The sequence below is a fragment of the Aeromicrobium fastidiosum genome (genome assembly GCF_017876595.1).
Lineage (GTDB): Bacteria > Actinomycetota > Actinomycetes > Propionibacteriales > Nocardioidaceae > Aeromicrobium > Aeromicrobium fastidiosum.
Map to the genome: position 1 here is coordinate 3,239,398 of NZ_JAGIOG010000001.1, position 19,983 is coordinate 3,259,380.

Below are 19,983 nucleotides of genomic sequence, written 5' to 3' on the forward strand. Positions count from 1 at the left end.
GGATCGGTACGTGCCGCGAGAAACCTAGGTCACCGAGAGCGTGTCCCGGACCGTGTGCGATGAACGACGAATGAACGCAGGACGTACCTTCGCCGCAGACGCCCGAAGGGGCTCGTCGACAGGTTGTCGACGAGCCCCTTCGGGGTGGTGCGGAGGAGTCAGCCCTGCGGCGGGGCCACCGGCGGAGCCGCCGGAGGTGCCGGCGGAACATCCGCGGCCGACGTGGCGGGGTTCTCAGCTGCCTTGGCGGCGTCGAGCGCCTCCTGCACGGCCTCGGTGGTGGCGGCGTCCTGTTCGGCGACGTCGTCCTCGATCTCGGAGTCGTAGTCGACCCGGGTCTTGCTGCCGCCGCCGTCCATCGGGATCGAGCCGATCGTGCCGCCGAGCGTCCCGAGCGCCTTGGTGAGCTCGGCCGGGATGATCCACGTCGTGGCGTTGTCGCCCTCGGCGATCTTCGGCAGCATCTGCAGGTACTGGTACGACAGCAGCTTCTGGTCGGGGTTGCCGTCGTGGATCGCCTGGAAGACCGTCTGGATGGCCTGCGCCTCGCCCTGCGCGCGCAGGATCTGCGCCTGGCGGTCGGCCTGGGCGGTCAGGATCTGCGCCTGGCGCTCACCTTCGGCCGTGAGGATCGCCGACTGCTTCTGGCCCTCGGCCGTCAGGATGGCCGACTGGCGCTCGCCCTCGGCGGTGAGGATCGCCGCACGCTTGTTGCGCTCGGCGCGCATCTGCTGCTCCATCGCGTCGATGATCGACGGCGGCGGGTCGATGCCCTTGAGCTCGACACGGTTGACGCGGATGCCCCACTTGCCGGTGGCCGAGTCGAGCTCGCCGCGCAGGCCGGAGTTGATCTGGTCACGACTGGTCAGCGCGTGCTCGAGCGTCATGCCACCGGTGATGTTGCGCAGCGTCGTCATGGTCAGCTGCTCGATCGCCTGGATGTAGTTGGCGATCTCGTACGTCGCGGCGACGGGGTCGGTCACCTGGAAGTAGATGACGGTGTCGATCGAGACGACGAGGTTGTCCTCGGTGATGACGGGCTGCGGCGGGAACGAGACGACCTGCTCGCGCAGGTCGATGACGTAGCGCACCTTGTCGATGAACGGCATGACGATGTTGAGGCCGGCCGACAGGGTCGTGCGGTACTTGCCGAAGCGCTCGACGATGCCCGACCGGGCCTGGGGGACGATCTTGACCGTCATCGAGACGACGACGATCGCCAGGACGGCGAGCAGGACGAGCACGATCAGTGCTGCGGACATCAGGACTCCTTGGAGAGGGGCGATGCAGTGGTGGCTGAGGTGACGACGGCGGTGGCACCGTCGATCTGGGTGACCAGCACCTCGGTGCCGGTGTCGAAGGCGAGGTCGTGGGTCGTGCGTGCCGACCACAGCTCGCCGCGCAGCTGGATGCGTCCGTTGCGCTCGTCGACCGGCTCGACCACGACGGCGGTCGCACCGACGAGGTTGACGTGACCGGTCTGCAGGGTCGGCCCGGCGTGCAGCTTCGCGACGATCGACGGACGCACGAGGAACAGCAGGAGCAGCGAGACGATCGCGAACAGCGGGACGGTGACGAACACCGGTGCGCCGAGGCCTGCGGCAGCAGCCGCGGCCAGCGCACCGATCGCGAACATCAGCAGCACGAGGTCGAGGCTCAGCATCTCGACGACGGCCAGCACGACGGCGACCCCCAGCCAGGTGGCCCAGGCGTTCTCGCGGATCCAGTCGGTCATGCGTTCCCCCCCGTGTCGGCGGGCCGCATGGCCCGCCGTCCGTATCCTGCCCGACGTGCGGCATAGCGTCCATGGTCGTGATCGAGCTGGATCGGCTGGGCGAACGTCGTCGACAGGTGCTCGGCCGTCAGTGTCTGGGCTATCGGTCCCTGCGCGACGGCCCTGCCGTCCCGCAGCATCAGCACGTGCGTGAAGCCGACCGGGATCTCCTCGACGTGGTGAGACACCATGACGAGCGCGGGTGAACCCGCAGAGCTGGCGAGCGCCTCGAGGCTGGCCAGCAGGTCCTCGCGGGCACCCAGGTCGAGGCCCGCCCCGGGCTCGTCGAGCAGCAGCAGCTCGGGATCGGTCATGAGGGCACGGGCGATCAGCACCCGCTTGCGCTCGCCCTCCGACAGCGTGCCGAACGTGCGCCCGGCGAGTGCGGCGATGCCCCACTCCCCCAGCGTCTGGTCGGTGCGGACCTCGTCCTCGTCGTCGTACTCCTCTCGCCAGCGACCCGTCACGCCGTAGGCCGCCGACAGGACGACGTCGCGGACGGACTCGGCCGGCGGGATGCGCTCGGCAACCTTGGTGCTGGTGTGGCCGATGCGGGTGCGCAGCTCGGCGACCGCGACCTGCCCGAGGCGGTCGCCCAGGATGTCGACGGTGCCGGAGGTCGGGTGCAGTGCGGCACCGACGATCTGCAGGAGCGTCGTCTTGCCGGCACCGTTGGGCCCGAGGACGACCCAGCGCTCGTCGTCACCGACGGTCCAGCTGATGTCGTCGAGAAGAGTCTTGCCGGGGCGCACCACGCTGACCTTCGAGAGCTCGAAAGCGGCAGGCATGCAACCTCCTGGTCGTCGCGCGGTGGGAGGAATGATCGGTGGTGCCAACCTATCGCGACCGTGTTAGCCGTCAGCGATAGCCTCGGGTGCGATGACCGAGCCCGTGCCCACCGTGCACTTCACCGATCCGACCGTCCTGGTGACCCTCATGGGTCCCGACCAGAGCGGTGTCACGACGCGCCTGTTCGGCGATCTCGCGCCCACGGGCGTCGAGGTCATCGACGTCGAGCAGCTCGTGGTGCGCGGGCGGCTCATCCTCAGCGCCCTCGTGACGCATCCCGACGACCTCGACCTGCTGGAGCGCACGGTCCACGCCGTCGGCGAGCACTTCGGCCTCGAGGTGACGGTCGAGCACGGCACGGGCGACAACCGCGCGCGGCGGGTCGGACGCGCCCAGGTCGTCGTCCTCGGCTCTCCCCTGCGACCCGCGGCGATGGCCGCCCTAGCCCAGGGCATCAAGGACGACGGCGGCAACATCGACCGCATCGTGCGCATGGCCCGCTACCCCGTCACGGCGATCCGCATGGAGGTCTCGGGGGCCGACCCCGACCGGCTGCAGGCCGATCTCGCGGCCATCGCGCACGAGCAGGGCGTCGACGTCGCGGTGCAGGAGAACGGCATCCTGCGGCACGCGCAGCGCCTGGTCGTCATGGACGTCGACTCGACCCTCATCCAGGGCGAGGTCATCGAGATGATCGCGGCCCACGCCGGCTGCGAGGCCGAGGTCGCGCGCATCACGGAGTCGGCGATGCGCGGCGAGCTCGACTTCGGCGAGTCGCTGACCGCCCGCGTCGCGCTGCTCGAGGGCGTCGATGCGTCCGCGCTCGACGCCGTCTACGAGTCGCTGCAGTACGCCAAGGGCGCGCGCACCATGATCCGCACGCTCAAGCGCCTGGGCTACCGGTTCGCGCTGGTCAGCGGCGGGTTCACCCACATCATCGAGAAGATCGCCGCCGAGCTCGACATCGACTACTTCGCGGCCAACGAGCTCGAGGTCGTCGACGGACGCCTCACGGGCCGTGTCGTCGGGCCCGTCGTCGACCGTGCCGGCAAGGCCGAGGCGCTGCGACGGTTCGCCGCCGAGGCGCGCATCCCCGTCAAGAACACCGTCGCGATCGGCGACGGCGCCAACGACCTCGACATGCTCGCGGCCTCCGGGCTCGGCATCGCGTTCAACGCCAAGCCCCTGGTGCGCGACCAGGCGCAGACCTCGGTCAACGTGCCCTACCTCGACACGATCGTCTACCTGCTCGGCATCACCCGCGAGGAGGTCGAGGCGGCCGACGAGGCCGACCTCACCGACATCTAGTCCGTCCCCAGCACCGAGTCGAGCAGCCCCGGGAACCGCGAGTCGAGCTCGTCCCTGCGCAGGCTCACGACGCGTCGCCGCCCGTCGGGCTCGTTGCGCACGACGCCGGCCTCCCGCAGCACCTTCATGAGGTGCGACTTGGTCGACTTCGGCAGGTCGGGATTCGTCACCCCGCACTCAGCCATCGTCAGCGGGCCGGCGGCCAGCTCGCGGACGATCTGCAGTCGCGCCGGGTCGCTGAGCGCGAACAGCACATCGGTGAGGGCCACGTCAGCCACCTCGGGGTGCGGGAGCCGTGTGATCGTCGTCATGGTTCGAGAATACTTGAACTTTCCAAGCACCGGCGTACGGTGAGAAGGTTCCATTTCGTTCGAACCAATTGACCCCGGCACCTGGAGAACCCATGACCGTCACCGCGCCACCGACGACGTCCCCGACGACCGCGCGCGCGTCCGGGTTCGGGCTTGCCGTCACCGCAGTCGTCGTGATGATGGTCTGCGCCAGCGCCCCGTCGCCCTTCTACCCCGTGCTGCAGCAGCAAATCGGGTTCTCGGCGACGACCATGACCGCGATCTTCGCGGTGTACGCCGTCACGCTGCTGCTGACGTTGCTGGTCGCCGGTTCGCTCTCCGACCATGTCGGACGACGCCCCGTCATCTCGGCAGGATTCATCGTGCTGGCCGGCAGCATGCTCGCGTTCTGGCACGCCGACAGCGTCGCGGTGCTGATCGGCGCACGCTTCGTGCAAGGCGTCGCGGCCGGGCTCCTGATGTCGTCGCTGTCGGCCGCCGTCGTCGACAGCGAGCCGGCGAGCCGGCCGGGCTCGGCGGCGACGCTCAACAGCGTCAGTCCACTGGGCGGCCTGGCACTGGGCGCCATCGTGGCCGGTGCCCTGCTGGACGGCACCTCGTCTGCCACGGCGATCGTGTTCGGCACCCTGACTGCCCTGTCCGTGATCGTCGCGGGTGCCATCTGGCTGGTGCCCGAGACGTCGCCGCGCCGCGAGGGCCTGCTGCACTCACTGATCCCCCGTGCCGGCCTGCCTCCTGCCGCCCGGGTCCCGTTCCTGCGCAGCGCCCCTGCCTTGTTCGCGGGCTGGGCGACCGGCGGGCTCTACCTGTCCTTGGGTGCGCCTCTGGCGGGCCGTGAGCTGGGTGCCGAGCGGCACGTCGAGCAGGGTCTCGTCGTCGCCGTGCTGACGGGCGTCGGAGCGCTGACCTGCTACCTGGCGCGACGCCGTACCCCGCGCGAGCTCACGATCGGCGGCACCACCGCCCTGGCGACCGGCACCGCGTTGACCCTCGTCGCTCTCGCGGCAGGCTCCTACTGGGGCTTCATCGCGGCGGCCGTCGTGGCCGGCGTGGGCTTCGGCGCGTCGTTCATGGGCATCATGCGATCCATCACCCCGCTCGCAGCGCCCCATGAGCGAGGCGAGCTGTTCGCCGCGGTGTTCGTCGTGAGCTACCTGGCCTTCGGCATCCCGGCCGTCGTGGCCGGTATCGCGTCGAGCCACATCGGACTGGCCGAGACGACGTACGTCTACGGAGGTGCCGTCGTCGTCCTGTCAGCCACTGCGGCTGTGCTGCGGAGATTCACGACGCGTGACTGAGACTGACGAGCTACTCGTCGTCCTCCAGGCGGAAGCCGATCTTCATCGTGACCTGGTAGTGGCCGACCTCGGAGTCGGTGATCTGCCCACGGATGCCCGTGACCTCGAACCAGTCGAGGTGACGCAGGGTCTGCGAGGCGCGCTTGATCCCGTTGTCGACGGCCTGCGTGACGCCGTCCGGAGAGGTGCCGACGATCTCGGTGATGCGGTATGTGCGGTCAGTCATGTGCCCATCATGCAGCGTCGCCGCACCGGCGTACGCTGAAGGGGTGCCCGAGTCCCGCGAACCACGCAAGCAGCAGGTCTTCTCGATCACCACGGCGGCCGAGTCGCAGACCGACGACCGCATGCGGCGCGAGAAGCGTTATGCCGTCTCGATGCTCATCCGGACGCTGTGCTTCCTTGGCGGTGTCGTGCTCGTGATGCAGCCCATGCCGTGGGCCGTCGCGGGCTGGCTCATGTTCGTCGGCGCCGTGTTCCTGCCCTACGCAGCGGTCATCTTCGCCAACGCCGGCGTGCGCAAGAAGGGCGACGGGCCCTCGCCGTTCGGTCCCGAGCCCGGCAGGCAGATCGAGGCGACGCGCACCAGCGGGCTCGACCGTGGCTGAGGCTGAGGCTGAGCCCCTGATCTGCTCGTCCAAGGGCTGCACCGACGCCGCTGTCCATCAGGTCGTCTGGAACAACCCCAAGCTGCACACGCCCGACCGGCGCAAGATCTGGTTGGCGTGCGGCGACCACGAGGAGACGCTGCGTCGTTTCTTGGACGCGCGCGACTTCTACCGCGAGACGGTCCCGCTCGACGCGTGAGGCACTAGCCGCCGATGGCCGACATGGGCCGGTCGGACTGCAGGAACGTCGGGTCGTCGATGCCGTGGCCGGGCAGCTTGGTCATCATCGCCGCGATCCAGCGATCGGCGATCTCCTCGTCAGTGGCGCCGGCACGCATCGGCGTTCGGAGATCGGACTCCTCACGGGCGAACAGGCAGTTCATGATCTGCCCGTCGGCCGTCAGCCGCACCCGGTTGCAATCACCGCAGAACGGCTTGGTGACCGAGCCGATGATGCCGACGGTGTGCGGACCGCCATCGATCCGGAACTTCTCGGCCGGGGCCGACCCGCGTCCGTCGAGACCTGTGAGGTCGAAGTGCTCGCCCAGCAGCGCCAGCGTCTCGTCGGCGGTGACCATGGCCTCGCGGTTCCAGCCGTGCTGCGCGTCGAGCGGCATCTGCTCGATGAACCGCAGCTCGTAGCCGCGCGCCATGCACCAGCGCAGCAGGTCGGGTGCCTCGCCGTCGTTGATGCCGCGCAGCAGCACCGCATTGACCTTGACGGGGCGCAGGCCTGCGTCGTGGGCGGCGGCCAGGCCGTCGATGACGTCGTGCAGGCGGTTGCGGCGGGTGATCTTCTCGAACGTCGCCGGATCGGTGGTGTCGAGGCTGATGTTGACCCGGTCGAGGCCGGCCTCGGCCAGCGCCCTCGCGGTGTGCTTGAGCCCCAGCCCGTTGGACGTCATCGCGGTGCGCGGACCCGACGGAAGCGCCTTCGTGGCCGCGACCAGCGCCGGCAGGCTGCGCCGCAGCAGCGGCTCCCCACCCGTGAACCTGACGTCGCGGATGCCCAGCATCTCGACGCCGATGCGGATCAGCCGGTTGAGCTCGTCGTCGGTGAGCGTCGCCTCGGTGGGCAGCCAGTCGAGGCCCTCGGCGGGCATGCAGTACTGGCAGCGCAGGTTGCACCGGTCGGTCAGCGAGACCCGGAGATCCGTGGCCACACGGCCGTGCCGATCGATGAGGTCCATCCCACCATCCTAGGCTGCTCGGCCCAACCCGGCTGCCTCGTCCTTGGTGCCGACAACTACCGTCAAGGTGTGTATCGCTTCATGCTGAGCGCGCGGTGGATCGGCTTCGCGATCTTCGTGATCGTCCTCGCCGCCCTCTGCACCCGCCTCGGGTTCTGGCAGATGCACAAGCTCGAGCTGCGGCTCGACCGCAACGACATCATCACCCAGCACTTCTCCACCGATCCGGTCGACATCGACACGGCCATGCCGCCCGGTTCCGCGGTCGACAAGACCAACGAGTGGACGCGCGTCTCAGCGACCGGCACCTACGACGTCGACCAGCAGCTGACGGTCAAGTTCACGACCCGCGACGGGGCTCCCGGCGTCGACGTCGTGACGCCGCTGGTGCTCCCCTCCGGCGATGCGCTTCTCGTCGACCGCGGCTGGATGGAGACGCAGAACACCGTCAAGCGTCCCAAGGTGCCCGCCCCGCCGACCGGCGAGGTGACGGTCGAGGGATGGCTGCGTCAGAACAACGGTGCCGGCGGAGCCGCGGTGCGTCCGTCCGAGGGGCAGATCCGGGCCATCTCGAGCGACGCCCTGGGGCAGGTCATGCCGTACGACCTCGTCGACGGCTACGTCAACCTGCAGGCCGAGAAGCCCGCACCCGCGACGGCCCTCGCGGCAGAGCCGAAGCCCGAGCTGGGGCAGGGGCCGCACTTCTTCTACGCGCTGCAGTGGTGGTTCTTCGCCCTGCTGGCCACGGTCGGCTACTTCTGGTTCGCACGGGCCGAGGCCAAGGAGCGCCGCAACCCGACCCGCCTCGACGGATTCGCCGACCAGCCTGGCAAGAAGCCGCGGCAGTCGAACTTTCCGACGCCTGCCTGACGGACCCGCGGGTTCAGGCCAGGGTCACGAGGTCGAGATAGTCCTCGGACCACAGGTCCTCGTCGCCGTCGGGCAGCAGCAGCACCCGGTCGGGCTCGAGCGCGCGCACGGCACCCTCGTCGTGCGAGACGAGCACGATCGCGCCCTCGTAGTTGCGGATGGCGCGCAGCACCTCCTCGCGGGAGGCAGGGTCGAGGTTGTTGGTGGGCTCGTCGAGCAGCAGCACGTTGGCGCTCGAGACGATGAGGCTGGCCAGGGCGAGCCGGGTCTTCTCACCACCGGAGAGCACGCCGGCCGGCTTCGACGTGTCGTCACCGCTGAACAGGAACGAGCCCAGGACGCTGCGTGCCTCGGTGTCGGTCAGCTGGGGTGCCTGCGCCTGCATGTTCTCGAGGACGGTGCGCGAGGTGTCGAGCGTCTCGTGCTCCTGGGCGAAGTAGCCGATCTTGAGGCCGTGCCCCGGGATGACCTCGCCGCTGTCCTGCTTGAGCGTGCCGGCCAGCATCCGCAGCAGCGTCGTCTTGCCCGCGCCGTTGAGGCCCAGGATCACGACGCGGCTGCCCTTGTCGATCGCCAGGTCGACGTCGAGGAAGATCTCGAGCGAACCGTACGACTTGGACAGGCCCTCCGCCATGAGCGGCGTCTTGCCACAGGGCGCCGGCTTCGGGAACTTGATGTTGGCGACCTTGTCCTGCACCCGCTCACCCTCGAGACCCGAGACGAGCTGCTCGGCGCGGCGCAGCATCTGCTGGGCGGTCGAGGCCTTCGAGGCCTTCGCGCGGAACTTGTTGGCCTGCGACGTCAGCGCATCGGCCTTCTTGACGGCCAGAGCGCGTTCGCGCTTGCGGCGTGCCTCGTCGGCCTCACGCTGCTTGACGTACGACGCCCAGCCCATGTTGTAGATGTCGATCGTGGCGCGGTTGGCGTCGAGGTAGAGGACCTTGTTGACGGTCTCCTCGATCAGGTCGACGTCGTGGCTGATGATCACGATGCCGCCGCTGAACGACTTCAGGAAGCCGCGCAGCCACGTCACCGAGTCGGCGTCGAGGTGGTTGGTGGGCTCGTCGAGCAGCAGCGTGTCGGCGTCCGAGAACAGGATGCGTGCCAGCTCGATGCGACGGCGCTGACCACCCGACAGCGTCGACAGCGGCTGCTCGAGCACGCGGTCGGGCAGGCCGAGCGCGTGCGAGATCGTCGCGGCCTCAGACTCGGCCGCGTAGCCGCCGCCTGCACCGAACAGCGTGTCGGCGCGGGTGTACGCCTTCATGGCCTTCTCGGCGATCGCCGGATCGGGCGAGCCCATGTCGATCTCGGCCTTGCGCATCGCGGTGAGCGCCTCGTCGAGACCGCGTGCGCCGAGGATGCGGTCACGGGCCGTCGTCGCGAGGTCGCCCGACTTGGGGTCCTGCGGCAGGTAGCCGATCTTGCCGGTCGACGTGATCGAGCCCTGCGCGGGCTGACCGTCACCCGACAGCATGCGGGTGAGCGTCGTCTTGCCGGCACCGTTGCGGCCGACGAGACCGACCTTGTCGCCCTTGTCGACGCGGAACGAGACATCGGACATCAGGACGCGCGCGCCGAAGCGCAGCTCCACATTGGAGACGGTGAGCATGAGAAACCTTCGATATGGGGTGTGAGGGGGTCGACGGAGCGCAGATCGCGCTCGACGTCATTCCCGCTGGTAGAAGCTCACCCGCCCAGTCTACGTCCCCGCTGGGGAGAGGATTACCGCCCCGCAGGGACGGTGGTGGTGCCCTTGGTCACAGGTGAGTCAGCCCGCCAGCAGGATGTCGCGTCCACGGCAGGACGCCGGCAGGTCAGGTGCATATGCCTCGAGATCGATCGCCATCGTGATCGGCGCACCGCCTCGCACCGCCACGAAGTCTTCCAGCCGGTAGGAACGGCCCTCATAGCTCAGCACGTACGGCGCGGACGAGGCTGTCGTGCCCTGCGGCCATGCCACGACGTACTCGTGACGTCCTGCGGTCCTGTCGACGATCCCGAGGCATCCCCCGATCTGCGCGAGGTCGCCCAGGACCGCCGCGCCCTCCTTCGACCGCTCCTGCGGATCGATCACGACGGCAGGTGCGTCCGGCACCGAGATGACGTCGAGCAGAGGGAGGTCGGGCGGATCGCTACGGGTCAGTCCGTAACACGCTGACGCAGCTCCGGTGAGCGCCAGCGCCACCGCCGCCGACACGGCCCACTGTCCGGGCAGTCGTCGGCGTGCCCCGCGGGCGACGGCAGCTCCCAGCACGCATCCGACGACCACCATGCCCACCGGAATCATGTACATCACGGTCACGAACGCGACCGCCATGTTCACGGCCGCCGCGACGACGGTGGTCCGGGTCCCGAACGCCACCGCTTGGACAACGCCCAGGATCAGACCGGCGAGCACCGGGACGGCCACAGATCCCTCGGGCGGGGTGTCGTCGAAGAATCCCAACGTTCCGAAGGGCGACTCCAGCACGGCGTAGGCAACAGCCCCGTCAACGAGCACGCAGAGCATGACGGGGAGTAGGACGGACCGGGCAGCCATGTCCATGTCGCCCGCTGTGCTCATGGGACACGATCCCACGCGAGGGGCGCAGTCGCCCTCGGTTCAGCCGATGTTGAAGCCGAGGGCTCGCAGCATCTCGCGGCCGTCGTCGGTGATCTTGTCGGGGCCCCACGGCGGCATCCAGACCCACTCGATCCGGAAGTCGTTGACGATGCCGTCGAGCGCCGCGCGGGTCTGGTCCTCGATGACGTCGGTCAGCGGGCAGGCCGCGGAGGTCAGCGTCATGGAGAGCACCGTGTTGCTGTGCTCATCGACGTCGGCGCCGTAGACCAGGCCGAGGTCGACGACGTTGATGCCGAGCTCGGGGTCGACGACGTCCTTCATGGCCTCGATGACGTCTTCCTTGGTCGTCGCGCCGGCCGGTGCCGTGCTGACCTCGGGGAGGTCAGAGTGATCGGTGGTCATGCGGTGTCTCCCGTGCTCGTTGAGTCGGTGGATGAGGTCGTGGTGTCGGTGGTGACGAGCGCCTGCGAGACGGCGTCCTTCCAGGCCATCCAGCCCAGCAGCGCGCACTTGATGCGTGCCGGGAACTGGGCGACGCCGGCGAAGGCGATGCCGTCCTCGAGAACGTCCTCGTCGGGCTCGACCTTGCCCTTGCCCTGCATCAGCTCGGTGAAGCTGTCGAGCACGGCCATGCCCTCGGTGACGCTCTTGCCGATGATGAGGTCGTTGAGCACCGAGGTGGAGGCCTGGCTGATCGAGCAGCCCTGGGCGTCGTACGACACGTCGCTGACGGTCTCGCCGTCGAGGTGGACGCGCAGCGTGACCTCGTCGCCGCACGTCGGGTTGACGTGGTGCACCTCGGCCTCGAACGGCTCGCGCAGTCCGGCACCGTGCGGGTGCTTGTAGTGGTCGAGGATGATCTCCTGGTAGAGCGCATCCATGGCCGCGGTGTTCATCGCGCCTCCCTGATGTCGAGCCGCCTCATGCGAAGTAGGCCTTCGTGAAGTGCAACGCCTCGACCAGCGCATCGATTTCCTGCTCGGTCGTGTAGAGGTAGAACGACGCGCGGGTCGTCGACTGCACGCCGAAGCGCAGGTGCGCCGGCTTGGCGCAGTGGTGTCCGGCGCGCACCGCGATGCCGCGCGAGTCGAGCAGCTGCGAGACGTCGTGCGGGTGGACGCCGTCGAGCGTGAAGCTCACCGCTCCCCCGCGCATGACGGCGTCCTTCGGCCCGACGATCGTGAGACCGTCGATCTCCTGCATCGCGCCGAGCGCGTAGGCCGTGATGGCCTGCTCGTGCGCGGCCACGTTCTCCATGCCGACGGCGCTGAGGTAGTCGACCGCCGCGCCGAGACCGACCGACTGCGCGATCGGCGGCGTGCCGGCCTCGAAGCGCGCCGGCGGAGGAGCGTACGTCGAGCCCTGCATCGTGACGGTCTCGATCATCTCGCCACCACCCAGGAACGGGGGCAGCTCGGCCAGCAGGTCGTAGCGACCCCACAGCACGCCGATGCCGGTGGGCCCGACGACCTTGTGGCCCGTGAACGCGACGAAGTCGGCACCGAGCGCCGCGACGTCGACCGGGAACTGCGGCACGGCCTGCGAGGCGTCGATGACGACCAGCGCGCCGACCGAGTGCGCCTTGGCGATGACGGTCTCGACCGGGTTGATCGTGCCCAGCATGTTGGACACCCAGGTCAGCGAGACGACCTTGGTGCGCTCGGTGATCAGCGTGTCGATGTCGTCGAGGTCGAGCCGGCCCTCGTCCGTGACGCCGAACCAGCGCAGGCTCGCGCCGGAGCGCTGGGCCAGCTGCTGCCACGGGACGATGTTGGAGTGGTGCTCCATCTCGGTGATGACGATCTCGTCGCCGGCCCCGACCCGTCCCGCGTCACCCAGCACGCGGGCCACGAGGTTGAGCGCCTCGGAGGCGTTCTTGGTGTACACCACCTCGTCGCGGCTGGGCGCGTTGATGAACGCGGCGACCTTGTCGCGTCCCAGCTCGAACGCGGCGCTGGCCTCGGCACCCAGGAAGTGCATGGCACGGGCCACGTTGGCGTTGTGCAGCCGGTAGTGCTCGTCGATCGCCTCGATGACCTGCCGCAGCTTCTGCGAGGTGTTGGCGCTGTCGAGGTAGACCAGCGGCAGGTCACCGGGCAGACGGCGGCCCAGGATCGGGAAGTCCTCCCTGATCCGTGCCACGTCGAACGACGCGGAGTCGGTCGTGGTCCCCTCGACAACGGTCACGCGGAGGTCACAGCCTCGCTCGCGGCAGCCTTGACGTACTTGTCGTAGCCGTTGGCCTCGAGCTCGTCGGCCAGCTCGGGTCCGCCCTGGTCGGCGACGCGACCCGCGACGAACACATGCACGAAGTCGGGCTTGATGTAGCGCAGGATGCGCGTGTAGTGCGTGATCAGGAGCACGCCGCGGTCACCTTGATCGCTGTAGCGGTTGACACCGTCGGAGACGACCCGCAGGGCGTCGATGTCGAGGCCGGAGTCGGTCTCGTCGAGCACCGCGAACTTGGGGTTGAGCAGCTCGAGCTGGGCGATCTCGTGGCGCTTCTTCTCGCCGCCGGAGAAGCCCTCGTTGACGCTGCGCTGCGCGAAGTCCTTGTCGAGAGTGACGCGCTCGAGGGCGGCGTTGACGTCCTTGACCCACGTGCGCAGCTTGGGAGCCTCGCCGTCGATCGCGGTCTTGGCGGTGCGCAGGAAGTTCGCGACCGAGACGCCCGGCACCTCGACGGGGTACTGCATGGCCAGGAACAGGCCTGCGCGGGCGCGCTCGTCGACCGACATCGAGAGGATGTCGACGCCGTCGAGCGTCACGGTTCCACTGGTGATGTTGTACTTCGGGTGACCGGCGATGGAGTAGGCCAGCGTCGACTTGCCGGAGCCGTTGGGCCCCATGATGGCGTGCACCTCGCCGGTCTTGACGGTCAGGTCGACGCCCTTGAGGATCTCCTTCTCGCCCTCCTCGGTGGTGACCGAGACGTGCAGGTCCTTGATCTCGAGTGTTGCCATGTTCAGCTCCTGGGGGTGGAGAGATCGACCATCACGGTGTCTCCCTCGATCTGGGTGGGGTAGGTCGGTACGGCCTCGGTGGCCGGAAGGTTGAGCGGCTTGCCGGTGCGGACGTCGAAGCGCGACCCGTGCAGCCAGCACTCGATCTCACATCCCTCGACGTCGCCTTCGGACAGCGGGATCGATGCGTGCGAGCACTCGTCGCGGATGGCGTGGACGTCGTCGCCGTCGCGCACGAGAGCGATCTCCTGGCCGTCGACCTCGACAGCCAGCACTCCCCCGTCCGGGACGTCGGCGAGCGTCGCCGCCTTCACGTAGCTCATGCGTCGAGGCGTCCCACGTGCTCGGCGAGCCCGAGATGTCCGGCAAGCTCAGTCTCGATCGAGGCGATGAGACGCTCCTGCAACGACGGGACGCCGATGCGACGGATGATGTCGTGGAAGAAGCCGTGCACGACGAGTCGACGCGCCTCTTCCTCGGGGATTCCGCGACTCTGCAGGTAGAACAGGTGCTGGTCGTCGAAGCGGCCAGTCGTCGAGGCGTGGCCGGCACCCTCGATGTCGCCGGTCTCGATCTCGAGGTTCGGCACCGAGTCGGCCTTGGCGCCATCGGTGAGCACGAGGTTGTCGTTGCTCTCGTACGTCAGGATGCCCTCGGCCTCCTTGCGGATCAGCACGTTGCCGATCCAGACCGTGTGGGCGTCCTGCCCCTGCAGCGCGCCCTTGTACTCGACATTGCTCTTGGTCTTGGGCGCCGTGTGGTCGGCGAACAGCCGGTGCTCGATGTGCTGGCCCGCGTCGGCGAAGTAGACGCCGAGCATGTCGACGCTGCCGCCGGTGCCGCGGTAGTCGGCCGACGTGCTGGCGCGGACGACGTCGCCGCCCAGCGAGACCGCGACGTGCTTGAACGTCGCGTCCCGGCCGACCGTCGCGTGCTGGGTGACCACGTGCACGCTGTCGTCGTTCCAGTCCTGGACCGTCACGAACGTGAGCTCGGCACCGTCCTCGACGACGACCTCGATGTTCTCGGCCCAGGTGGCCGAGCCGTTGTAGTCGACGATGACGACGGCCTTGCTGAACCTGCCGGCGCGCACCAGCAGGTGACCCGCGGCAGCCTTCTCGATGCCGCTGCCGGTCAAGCGCAGGGTCGTGGGCTGCTCGACCACGGCGTCGGCCGGGATCGTGACCTCGAAGACGGACCGGGCCGCGGCCCAGGCACGAGCCGACACACGGTCGACCGGCACGTAGCCCGAGACACCGCGCGCCGAGTCGGCAGCGGGCACCGACACAGCTGTCACTCCGGGGGCGGCGTCGACGTCGATGGAGTAGTCGTCACCGTCGAGCGGCGCGTCCTTGTGCAGGTCGCGGAGGCGCTTGAGCGGCGTGAACCGCCAGATCTCCTCGAGGCCAGTCGGGACGTCGTGATCTGCGAGGTCGAACGATCCCTCGGGGTGCAGGTGGCTCTCGACGGGCTTGAGCTCGAGTGCTTCGGCGAGGCTCAACCGACCGCTCCTTCCATCTGGAGCTCGATCAGGCGGTTGAGCTCGAGGGCGTACTCCATCGGCAGCTCGCGCGCGATCGGCTCGACGAAGCCGCGCACGATCATCGCCATCGCCTCGTCCTCCTCCATGCCGCGTGACATGAAGTAGAAGAGCTGGTCGTCGCTGAGCTTGGAGACGGTCGCCTCGTGGCCCAGGGTGACGTCGTCCTCACGGACGTCGACATAGGGGTACGTGTCGGAACGGCTGATCTGGTCGACCAGCAGCGCATCGCACTTGACCGTGCTGGCCGAGCCCTCGGCGCCCTCGAGCACCTGCAGCAGGCCGCGGTACGACGTGCGTCCACCGCCACGGGCGACCGACTTGCTCAGGATCGAGCTGGACGTGTTGGGGGCCGCGTGCACCATCTTGGCCCCGGCGTCCTGGTGCTGTCCCTCGCCGGCGAAGGCGATCGACAGCGTCTCGCCACGGGCGTGCTCGCCCATGAGGTAGACCGCGGGGTACTTCATCGTGACCTTGGAGCCGATGTTGCCGTCGACCCACTCCATCGTCGCGCCCTCTTCGCAGACGGCGCGTTTGGTGACGAGGTTGTAGACGTTGTTCGACCAGTTCTGGATCGTCGTGTAACGGACGCGGGCGCCCTTCTTGACGACGATCTCGACGACGGCCGAGTGCAGCGAGTCGCTGGAGTAGATGGGCGCAGTGCAGCCCTCGACGTAGTGGACGTAGGAGTCCTCGTCGGCGATGATCAGCGTCCGCTCGAACTGGCCCATGTTCTCGGTGTTGATGCGGAAGTAGGCCTGCAGCGGGATGTCGACGTGGACGCCCTTGGGCACGTAGATGAACGAGCCGCCCGACCACACCGCGGAGTTGAGCGCGGAGAACTTGTTGTCGCCGACCGGGATGATCGTCGCGAAGTACTCACGGAACAGCTCGGGGTGCTCCTTGAGCGCCGTGTCGGTGTCGAGGAACAGGACGCCCTGGGCCTCGAGGTCCTCACGGATCGAGTGGTAGACGACCTCGGACTCGTACTGTGCCGCGACGCCCGAGACGAGGCGCTGCTTCTCGGCCTCGGGGATGCCGAGCCGGTCGTACGTGTTCTTGATGTCCTCGGGCAGGTCGTCCCACGTGGCGGCCTGCTTCTCGGTCGACCGCACGAAGTACTTGATGTTGTCGAAGTCGATGCCGCCGAGGTCAGAGCCCCAGGTCGGCATGGGCTTGCGACCGAACAGCTTGAGGCCCTTGAGGCGCAGGTCGAGCATCCACTCGGGCTCGCTCTTGAGCGCCGAGATGTTGCGGACGACGGCCTCGCTGAGGCCACGCTGGACGTTCGCGCCGGCGTCGTTGCCGTCGGACCAGCCGAACTCGTAGCGGCCGACATCCTTGAGGCCCGGGTTGGCCTCTTCGATGGCATTGGGTGTTGCTGTCGTCTCTGACGTGGTCGTCATGAGGGCAACCTCTCTGCGGTGGGGGTTCGGGTGGTCTCGGTGGAGTGGGGCAGGTGGGTCGTGCAGACGCCGTCGCCGTGGGCGATCGTGGCGAGCCGCTGCACGTGGGAGCCGAGGAGGCGGGAGAACATCTCCGCCTCGGCCTCGCACATCTGGGGGAACTCCTCGGCCACGTGGGCGACCGGGCAGTGGTGCTGGCAGATCTGGGCACCCGCAGGCGTCGTGCTGACCGACGCGGCGAAGCCGTCGTTGCTCAGCGCCTCGGCGAGCACACGAGGCCGCTGGGCGACGTCGGCGAGCTGCAGCATGGGTCGGTAGCGGTCCTCGAGATCCACGAGGCGGTGGCGCGCGAAGGCCATGACCGCGGCGTCTCCCCCGGTCTCGGCGAGGTAGCGCAGGGCTCCGGCGGCGAGCTCGTCGTAGGCGTGCTCGAAGCCGTCGCGGCCGGCGTCGGTGATCGCGAACACCTTGGCCGGACGGCCACGGCCGCGCTGACCCGTGATGCGCTGATCGCGCGCCTCGACGACGCCCTCGTCGATCAGGTGGTCGAGGTGGCGGCGCACTGCGGCGGCCGTCAGGCCGAGCTGCTCGGCCAGGTCGGCGGCCGTGGACGGGCCGTTCTCGAGAATCGTCTGCGAGACGCGTGTGCGCGTGGGAGCGTCGTCGACCGACACCTTCTCCATGGGCTGCACGTATTTCACAACACCAGTGTGCCGTTATTGATTCCGGTCCTTCAAGGAAGGACTGCCTTAGTGAGCCGAGGGCCCGTTCGTGCGGTCTCAGGCCTCGAGGCGTCCGGCCGGCAGCACCGCGGCATCGGCGGCCCGCGTGCCGGCGTCCCAACCGCGTCGATCGAGCTGGCGGCTGCGACGTGAGCCGGATAGGACGTGTGGGAAGAGTCGCTCGAACTCCTCGGTGACGGCCTCGGCCTGGCGTTCGAGCACCGGGACGAGGCTCGAGCCGTAGCTGGCGACAGCCTCCTCCGACGACGTCGTGAGCCGCTCGCCGATGCGGACGGCGAAGGCGTGGAGGAACGCCCGGCGGAACGGTGCCGACGACAGGTCGGCCTGGGTCATCGCGCGCGTCGCCTGCACCAGCGTCGAGGTGAACAGCAGGTCGACCTGCTCGACGTCGGTGGGCAGCCCGACCAGCGTCACGTGCGCCGCGAAGCTGTTCCAGATCGTGCGCACACGGTTGGCGTCGGCGACGACGTGCAGCAAGGTGGCCTTCTCGAGCGCATACGGCTGGTCGATCAGCACGCGGCGTCCGTGCACGTCGAACGACGACCCCGCATCGGCGGCGAGCAGCGTCTCGTCGATCGAGTGCCGGGTCATGAGGTCCTGCGCCTTGGCCGTGAACGCCTCGGCCTCGGCGGCGAAGTCGGTCGACTCGGCCTTGGCCAGCAGCGCCCGGATCTTGGCGAGGGTCTTGGCCCGGTCGCCGCCCGCTGGTGCCGCGGCGGTGGACGCCTGACGGGGTGGGGAGTTCGTGCCCCAGCGCGACGGCGGCGGCACGAGAGCCTCGAGCCGAGGGATGCGGTGCAGGAGATCGAGAGCGACGAGTGCGGCGACCCACTGCTGGCTGGTGGCCCGTCCGTGCAGGGGCAGCAGCGCGTCGTCCTGCCCGTGCCGGGACGACAACGCCGTGAGCTGATCGCGCCACGGCTGGGGCGCGCACACCATGGCGCCGCTCGAGCTCGCCTCGATCAGGACGACACGTGCGAGCCATTCGGCGGCGGGCTTGGAGGTCTGCCGCCGTGCGGCGTGCACGAGGTCGAGCGGCTGCCAGCCGTGCTCGAAGGCCGCGGCGACCCTCGTGAGCGCCTCGTCGACGACGAGTGCAGCGGGGTCGTACGAGTCCGACTCGGCCACGGCACCGAGCTCGTTGAGCACCGCGACGTGTGGCCCGACGGACCGTGGCGCGTCGACGGCGAACCGCACGGCCCGGTCGATCAGGGCGATGATCTCGCTCTGCTGCAGGCCGGACGCGACGTCGTCCGACGGCTGCGGCGTCACCCGCGTCGTGCGTCGTTGTGCCCGCCGTCTGGCCTCGCGCCGCTGGCGGCTCTCCCTGCTCATGCACCCATCCTCGCAAGGACGACCGACATGCCGCCGGACCCGTCCACAGGGGCTCCCGCCGCCCTAGAGTGTCGGCATGGCGAGCGATGCGGTCGAGATCGAGGCAGGCGACCGGACGGTGCGGGTCTCGAGCCCCACCAGGGTCATCTACGAGGCGACCGAGTTCTCCGCCGAGGTCACCAAGGTCATGGTCGCCGAGTACTACGTCGCCGTCGCGGACGGGTTGATGCGCGCGCTGCACGACCGACCGGTTGCGTTGGAACGCTGGCCCAAGGGCGTCCGCGAGGGCATGGCGATGTCGACCCGGGCCGATTCGCACGGCGACGCTTTCTACCAGAAGCGGATGATGCGGGGCGCGCCGTCGTACGTCGAGAGCACGCGGGTGCTGTTCCCGTCCGGCCGTCCAGCCGACGAGATGTGCGTGACGGAGATCGCCGTCGCGGCGTGGGCGGCGCACATGGGCGCGATCACGTTTCACCCCTGGCCGACTCGGCGCACCGACAACGACCGGCCCGACGAGCTGCGCATCGACCTCGATCCCTTCGGCACGGCCACGTTCGCCGACGCCGTTCGCGTCGCCGCCGTCGCGCGCGACCTGTTCGCCGAGCTGGGCATCCGCGCGTTCGCCAAGACCAGCGGCAAGCGCGGCATCCACGTCTACGTGCGCGTCGCCCCGAGGTGGACGTTCACCGACGTACGGCACGCCGCGATCGCGGTGGCCCGTGAGCTCGAGCGCCGCGCCGACGGGGTCACCACCGCCTGGTGGAAGGAGGAGCGGGGCGACAACATCTTCGTCGACTACAACCAGAACGCGCGCGACCGCACGATCGCCTCGGCGTACAGCCTGCGCCCCGCGCCGGGAGCCACGGTCTCGATGCCGGTGACGTGGGACGAGCTGGCCGCGCTGACCGATCCCCGCGACTTCACGCTGCACACGGTGCCCGGCAAGCTCGCGGCCGACCGAGACGCGTGGGCCGAGATCGACGACGTCGCCCACGACCTCACGCCGCTGCTCGACCTCTGGGACGCCGACCCGACCGAGATGCCCTACCCGCCGGAGTACCCGAAGATGCCGGGCGAGCCCAAGCGCGTGCAGCCGAGCAAGGCCAAGAAGGCCTGAGTACCCCGCCGGGACGTCATCCCCGTTGCGGTGACACAGGTACCGATGTAATGACGTCCCAACACCTGGCGAGCGGACGTCATCGCGGCGGTACCTGGGATGGCCCGTTCGTGATGACGTCCTGGGGCAGCCGCACGCGTCCACCCCAGTCACAACGATGGA

23 protein-coding genes are annotated in these 19,983 nt (G+C 69.0%); 6 read left to right on the forward strand and 17 right to left on the reverse strand.

Annotation, left to right across the window (positions count from 1 at the left end; genetic code table 11):
• Positions 1–158 precede the first annotated feature (158 nt).
• The 3 genes from JOF40_RS16175 to JOF40_RS16185 are packed head-to-tail and all read right to left on the reverse strand — an operon-like array spanning position 159 to position 2,562.
• A complete protein-coding gene (locus tag JOF40_RS16175; RefSeq protein ID WP_129183668.1) occupies positions 159–1,262 on the reverse strand; it encodes an SPFH domain-containing protein in 1,104 nt (367 codons plus the stop codon).
• Positions 1,262–1,735, reverse strand: a complete 474-nt coding sequence (locus JOF40_RS16180; RefSeq protein ID WP_129183666.1) for an NfeD family protein — start codon at positions 1,733–1,735, stop codon at positions 1,262–1,264. The genes JOF40_RS16175 and JOF40_RS16180 overlap by 1 nt, the downstream gene beginning before the upstream one ends.
• Positions 1,732–2,562: an ABC transporter ATP-binding protein gene (locus tag JOF40_RS16185; RefSeq protein ID WP_129183664.1), complete on the reverse strand. Its 831-nt coding sequence runs from the start codon at positions 2,560–2,562 to the stop codon at positions 1,732–1,734. The genes JOF40_RS16180 and JOF40_RS16185 overlap by 4 nt, the downstream gene beginning before the upstream one ends.
• 91 nt (positions 2,563–2,653) lie before the next feature.
• Here JOF40_RS16185 and serB point away from each other — a divergent pair, with 91 nt between their 5' ends.
• The gene (serB, locus tag JOF40_RS16190; RefSeq protein ID WP_129183662.1) at positions 2,654–3,871 is read left to right on the forward strand and encodes a phosphoserine phosphatase SerB; all 1,218 of its coding nucleotides are present in this window, start codon (positions 2,654–2,656) and stop codon (positions 3,869–3,871) included.
• Here the strand turns inward: serB and JOF40_RS16195 are convergent.
• Positions 3,868–4,182: an ArsR/SmtB family transcription factor gene (locus tag JOF40_RS16195; RefSeq protein WP_129183660.1), complete on the reverse strand. Its 315-nt coding sequence runs from the start codon at positions 4,180–4,182 to the stop codon at positions 3,868–3,870. The two genes, serB and JOF40_RS16195, sit on opposite strands and share 4 nt — an antisense overlap.
• Before the next feature lie 92 nt (positions 4,183–4,274).
• Here JOF40_RS16195 and JOF40_RS16200 point away from each other — a divergent pair, with 92 nt between their 5' ends.
• On the forward strand, positions 4,275–5,480 hold the full coding sequence (locus JOF40_RS16200) for an MFS transporter (protein WP_129183658.1): 1,206 nt from the start codon (positions 4,275–4,277) through the stop codon (positions 5,478–5,480).
• 10 nt (positions 5,481–5,490) lie between these two features.
• On the opposite strand, the gene JOF40_RS16205 is transcribed toward JOF40_RS16200, so the two are convergent.
• Entirely contained in the window at positions 5,491–5,706 is a 216-nt protein-coding gene (locus JOF40_RS16205) for a dodecin (protein ID WP_129183656.1), read from the reverse strand.
• Between the two features lie 43 nt (positions 5,707–5,749).
• Between JOF40_RS16205 and JOF40_RS16210 the strand changes: the two genes are divergently transcribed.
• Positions 5,750–6,088, forward strand: a complete 339-nt coding sequence (locus tag JOF40_RS16210; protein WP_209674657.1) for a DUF3099 domain-containing protein — start codon at positions 5,750–5,752, stop codon at positions 6,086–6,088.
• A complete protein-coding gene (locus tag JOF40_RS16215) occupies positions 6,081–6,287 on the forward strand; it encodes an acetone carboxylase (RefSeq protein WP_129183652.1) in 207 nt (68 codons plus the stop codon). The genes JOF40_RS16210 and JOF40_RS16215 overlap by 8 nt, the downstream gene beginning before the upstream one ends.
• Before the next feature lie 4 nt (positions 6,288–6,291).
• Here the strand turns inward: JOF40_RS16215 and moaA are convergent, their stop codons facing one another.
• Positions 6,292–7,278, reverse strand: coding sequence for a GTP 3',8-cyclase MoaA (gene moaA, locus JOF40_RS16220; protein ID WP_129183651.1), 987 nt, complete (start codon positions 7,276–7,278; stop codon positions 6,292–6,294).
• Between the two features lie 69 nt (positions 7,279–7,347).
• On the opposite strand from moaA, the gene JOF40_RS16225 reads away from it, so the two are divergent.
• Positions 7,348–8,148 (forward strand): SURF1 family cytochrome oxidase biogenesis protein, encoded by an 801-nt coding sequence (locus tag JOF40_RS16225; protein WP_129183649.1) that lies wholly within the window; start codon positions 7,348–7,350, stop codon positions 8,146–8,148.
• A 13-nt stretch (positions 8,149–8,161) separates the two neighbouring features.
• Here the strand turns inward: JOF40_RS16225 and JOF40_RS16230 are convergent, their stop codons facing one another.
• From JOF40_RS16230 to JOF40_RS16280, 11 genes are all read right to left on the reverse strand, one after another.
• Entirely contained in the window at positions 8,162–9,760 is a 1,599-nt protein-coding gene (locus JOF40_RS16230) for an ABC-F family ATP-binding cassette domain-containing protein (protein WP_129183647.1), read from the reverse strand.
• A gap of 159 nt (positions 9,761–9,919) precedes the next feature.
• Complete coding sequence (locus JOF40_RS16235) at positions 9,920–10,714, reverse strand: hypothetical protein (RefSeq protein WP_129183645.1); 795 nt, start codon at positions 10,712–10,714, stop codon at positions 9,920–9,922.
• A 39-nt stretch (positions 10,715–10,753) separates the two neighbouring features.
• On the reverse strand, positions 10,754–11,116 hold the full coding sequence (locus JOF40_RS16240; protein ID WP_056608951.1) for a metal-sulfur cluster assembly factor: 363 nt from the start codon (positions 11,114–11,116) through the stop codon (positions 10,754–10,756).
• On the reverse strand, positions 11,113–11,610 hold the full coding sequence (sufU, locus tag JOF40_RS16245) for a Fe-S cluster assembly sulfur transfer protein SufU (protein ID WP_129183644.1): 498 nt from the start codon (positions 11,608–11,610) through the stop codon (positions 11,113–11,115). The genes JOF40_RS16240 and sufU overlap by 4 nt, the downstream gene beginning before the upstream one ends.
• A 25-nt stretch (positions 11,611–11,635) precedes the next feature.
• Positions 11,636–12,901, reverse strand: coding sequence for a cysteine desulfurase (locus JOF40_RS16250; RefSeq protein ID WP_129183642.1), 1,266 nt, complete (start codon positions 12,899–12,901; stop codon positions 11,636–11,638).
• A complete protein-coding gene (sufC, locus tag JOF40_RS16255; protein WP_129183640.1) occupies positions 12,898–13,677 on the reverse strand; it encodes a Fe-S cluster assembly ATPase SufC in 780 nt (259 codons plus the stop codon). Before sufC ends, JOF40_RS16250 begins: the two co-directional genes overlap by 4 nt.
• Positions 13,678–13,679: 2 nt before the next feature.
• On the reverse strand, positions 13,680–14,000 hold the full coding sequence (locus JOF40_RS16260) for a non-heme iron oxygenase ferredoxin subunit (RefSeq protein ID WP_129183638.1): 321 nt from the start codon (positions 13,998–14,000) through the stop codon (positions 13,680–13,682).
• Positions 13,997–15,178, reverse strand: a complete 1,182-nt coding sequence (sufD, locus tag JOF40_RS16265) for a Fe-S cluster assembly protein SufD (protein WP_129183636.1) — start codon at positions 15,176–15,178, stop codon at positions 13,997–13,999. Before sufD ends, JOF40_RS16260 begins: the two co-directional genes overlap by 4 nt.
• A complete protein-coding gene (gene sufB / locus JOF40_RS16270; protein ID WP_129183634.1) occupies positions 15,175–16,623 on the reverse strand; it encodes a Fe-S cluster assembly protein SufB in 1,449 nt (482 codons plus the stop codon). Before sufB ends, sufD begins: the two co-directional genes overlap by 4 nt.
• On the reverse strand, positions 16,620–17,315 hold the full coding sequence (locus JOF40_RS16275; RefSeq protein WP_246152870.1) for a helix-turn-helix transcriptional regulator: 696 nt from the start codon (positions 17,313–17,315) through the stop codon (positions 16,620–16,622). The genes sufB and JOF40_RS16275 overlap by 4 nt, the downstream gene beginning before the upstream one ends.
• Positions 17,316–17,402: 87 nt before the next feature.
• The gene (locus JOF40_RS16280; protein ID WP_129183632.1) at positions 17,403–18,701 is read right to left on the reverse strand and encodes a DUF2786 domain-containing protein; all 1,299 of its coding nucleotides are present in this window, start codon (positions 18,699–18,701) and stop codon (positions 17,403–17,405) included.
• A gap of 76 nt (positions 18,702–18,777) precedes the next feature.
• On the opposite strand from JOF40_RS16280, the gene JOF40_RS16285 reads away from it, so the two are divergent.
• The gene (locus JOF40_RS16285) at positions 18,778–19,821 is read left to right on the forward strand and encodes a DNA polymerase domain-containing protein (protein ID WP_129183630.1); all 1,044 of its coding nucleotides are present in this window, start codon (positions 18,778–18,780) and stop codon (positions 19,819–19,821) included.
• Positions 19,822–19,983: the final 162 nt, after the last annotated feature.